Raw genomic sequence first — 2,727 nt, forward strand, 5'->3', positions numbered from 1 at the left:
CTTCTATATCTCGAACCGCCACACGCTGTCAGCCTTCCTCGGCGAAGACCTGCAAACACCTGAGGCGCTGGCGCAATGGCAGGCCTTCATCATCAGCACCGTGCTGCGCACTGTCATGCTGAATCCTTGAGCTCAACCCGACGCATTTGAAAGACCACCCATGGCAGAAGCGGCATCAAGCGGAAAATCAGGAAAGGTCGTCATCAGGAACATTGGCCTGCTGCTCTCCGGAGACATCGACCAACCTATCCTGGACGCGGACACCATCGTCGTGAACGACGGCCTTATCGTGGCTATCGGAAAGGCCAAGGACTGTGATACAGCGCATGCGCAGACCGTGATTGACGCGCACCAGACTTGCGTGGCACCTGGTTTGATCGATAGCCATGTACATCCGGTTTTCGGCGACTGGACGCCGCGCCAGAACCAGATCGGCTGGATTGACTCCACCATGCACGGCGGTGTCACCACCATGATTTCCGCTGGCGAGGTTCACTTGCCGGGGCGTCCCAAGGACATCGTCGGCCTCAAGGCGCTGGCCATAACCGCGCAACGGGCGTTCGACAACTTCCGCCCAGGCGGCGTCAAGGTACTGGCTGGTGCCCCCATCATCGAAAAAGGCATGACCGAACAGGATTTCAAGGACCTTGCCGACGCCGGTGTAACTTTGCTCGGCGAAGTGGGCCTGGGTTCAGTCAAGGCGGGTTACGAGGCCAAGGAAATGGTGGGCTGGGCGCGAAAGTATGGCATCCAGAGCACCATTCACACCGGCGGCCCTTCCATTCCCGGCTCAGGCCTGATTGACAAGGACGTGGTGCTGGAAGCAGACGCCGATGTCATCGGCCATATCAATGGCGGTCATACGGCACTGTCGGAAGCACATGTTTGCGAACTCTGTGAGAAATCATCACGCGCCATTGAAATTGTCCATAACGGCAATGAAAAAGTCGCCATTGCAGCCGCGCAGGCGGCGCTGCAGCTCAAGTGCCCGCACCGCGTCATCCTGGGTACCGACGGGCCGGCCGGGTCCGGTGTCCAGCCGCTGGGTGTGCTGCGCCTTATCGCCCTCCTTTCCAGTCTGGGCAATATCCCGGCGGAGCTGGTTTTTTGCTTTGCCACGGGCAACACCGCGCGCATTCGTAAACTCAATTGCGGCTTAATAGAAACAGGCCGTGATGCCGATCTGGTCTTCATGGACAAAGCCCAGCACTCAGCGGGGCTCAACCTGCTGGACAGTGTGCAACGCGGGGATATTCCCGGCGTTGGCATGGTGATGATTGACGGCCTGGTTCGCTGCGGCCGCAGCCGTAACACCCCGCCGGCCACGCAGATCCCCAGCATTGTTCCGGCCTGATACGCAGGCGCCTGCAACTTGCCATCGCGTTTTCCCCAGACACGATTGCGTCGAGCTAAACGACGGGCAATCCTCTGACGTCGATCTCAAAGACAGCCGACCGGCTACCTCAACAAATATTCGACCCAAACAAAAAAAGCCGGTTAGCGTTAGCTAACCGGCTATCTGATGGTTTTATTGGTCGGTGTGAAAGGATTCGAACCTTCGACCCCTTGCACCCCATGCAAGTGCGCTACCAGGCTGCGCCACACACCGACAAGCCTTTTATTATAGCGTGCCGAAAATGCTTCTCAGTGCCCGGCGCTGAGGAGATCACGAATTTCAAACAACTCGCGCCGTACCAATTGCAGTCGTTGCTGAGCCGCGCTGCCGCTGGGCAAATCCGCGCCCTCCGGCTCGCTGTCTTCAAAGTCCGAGTGGTCACTGGAATCCTCAAAATCCTCCAGCAGGGACTCACCGCCTTCCAGCACTTCTACGCCGTCAAGCATGACTTCACCGTTACGGCGCTTGTCGCGTTCGGTCTGGACAATTTCCTGAAGCTTGTTGCGTGCGCCGCTGATGGTGAAGCCCTGGTCATAGAGCAAATCACGGATCCGGCGGATCATCAGCACCTCATGGTGCTGGTAGTAGCGGCGGTTGCCACGCCTCTTCATCGGGCGTAGCTGCGTGAACTCTTGCTCCCAATAACGGAGCACGTGAGGTTTGACACCGCACAAATCACTGACTTCACCGATGGTGAAATAGCGTTTCGCGGGAATGGGTGGGAGCGTTTTCTCCAATTAAATCAATGCGCTAAGGAGGAAACCTCCAAATCTACTCTAAGTCGAAACTTAGCGCAAAGAGTTGAGCCGGTTTTTTGGCATGTGTTGTTCCGTCACACAGGTGACATTTAATTACAACCACCTACCCGGATACGTAAATCAAGCGGACAAAGCCACCGGGTTTAGTACTTATTCGGCAACAGTTTCGCCCTGGATCTGGTCTTTGAGCTTGTGGCTGGCATGAAATGTCACCACCCTGCGGGCCTCAATGGGGATGGCTTCGCCGGTTCGCGGGTTGCGGCCAGGGCGTGGGGCTTTGGTGCGAATCTGGAAATTACCAAACCCGGAAATTTTCACATCATTTCCGTCCACCAGGCTGTCCGAGATCAGGTCAAAAAACGCGTCGATCATGTCTTTTGATTCGCGTTTGTTGAGCCCGATCTGTTCAAACAGCAACTCGGCCAGATGCGCCTTTGTCAGCGCCGGGGTTTCCAGGCTTTCTACAGAAAAATCCATGCAACGGTACTCCTGGCGACTTTTATTGTGAGCGCTATTCGTGAAAGGTCAGGCCCGCAAGCGGGCACCCAACTGACCTTGCAGATTGTCGAGCAC

Annotated in this window: 3 protein-coding genes, 1 tRNA gene and 1 pseudogene; 2 read left to right on the forward strand and 3 right to left on the reverse strand. The window is 56.6% G+C overall.

What is annotated here, in order from left to right:
- Positions 1-130: pseudogene (locus AC1D1P_RS20095) on the forward strand (TetR family transcriptional regulator); the annotation flags it as partial.
- 30 nt (positions 131-160) lie between these two features.
- Positions 161-1,354: an amidohydrolase family protein gene (locus AC1D1P_RS20100; protein WP_457280350.1), complete on the forward strand. Its 1,194-nt coding sequence runs from the start codon at positions 161-163 to the stop codon at positions 1,352-1,354.
- A gap of 178 nt (positions 1,355-1,532) precedes the next feature.
- Here AC1D1P_RS20100 and AC1D1P_RS20105 read toward each other — a convergent pair.
- The 3 genes from AC1D1P_RS20105 to AC1D1P_RS20115 form a co-directional block, all read right to left on the reverse strand.
- Positions 1,533-1,609 (reverse strand) — tRNA-Pro (locus tag AC1D1P_RS20105).
- 35 nt (positions 1,610-1,644) lie between these two features.
- Positions 1,645-2,133: a MerR family transcriptional regulator gene (locus AC1D1P_RS20110; RefSeq protein WP_457280349.1), complete on the reverse strand. Its 489-nt coding sequence runs from the start codon at positions 2,131-2,133 to the stop codon at positions 1,645-1,647.
- A 171-nt stretch (positions 2,134-2,304) separates the two neighbouring features.
- Positions 2,305-2,631: an integration host factor subunit alpha gene (locus AC1D1P_RS20115; RefSeq protein WP_457280348.1), complete on the reverse strand. Its 327-nt coding sequence runs from the start codon at positions 2,629-2,631 to the stop codon at positions 2,305-2,307.
- Positions 2,632-2,727 lie beyond the last annotated feature (96 nt).

The sequence above is a fragment of the Polaromonas sp. P1_E1_2 genome (genome assembly GCF_056406035.1).

What these genes read in the sequence shown, in the direction of transcription:
- AC1D1P_RS20100 (WP_457280350.1), top strand. Translation starts at nt 161, where the DNA reads ATGGCAGAAGCGGCATCAAGCGGAAAATCAGGAAAGGTCGTCATCAGG.
- AC1D1P_RS20115 (WP_457280348.1), bottom strand. Translation starts at nt 2,631, where the DNA reads ATGGATTTTTCTGTAGAAAGCCTGGAAACCCCGGCGCTGACAAAGGCG.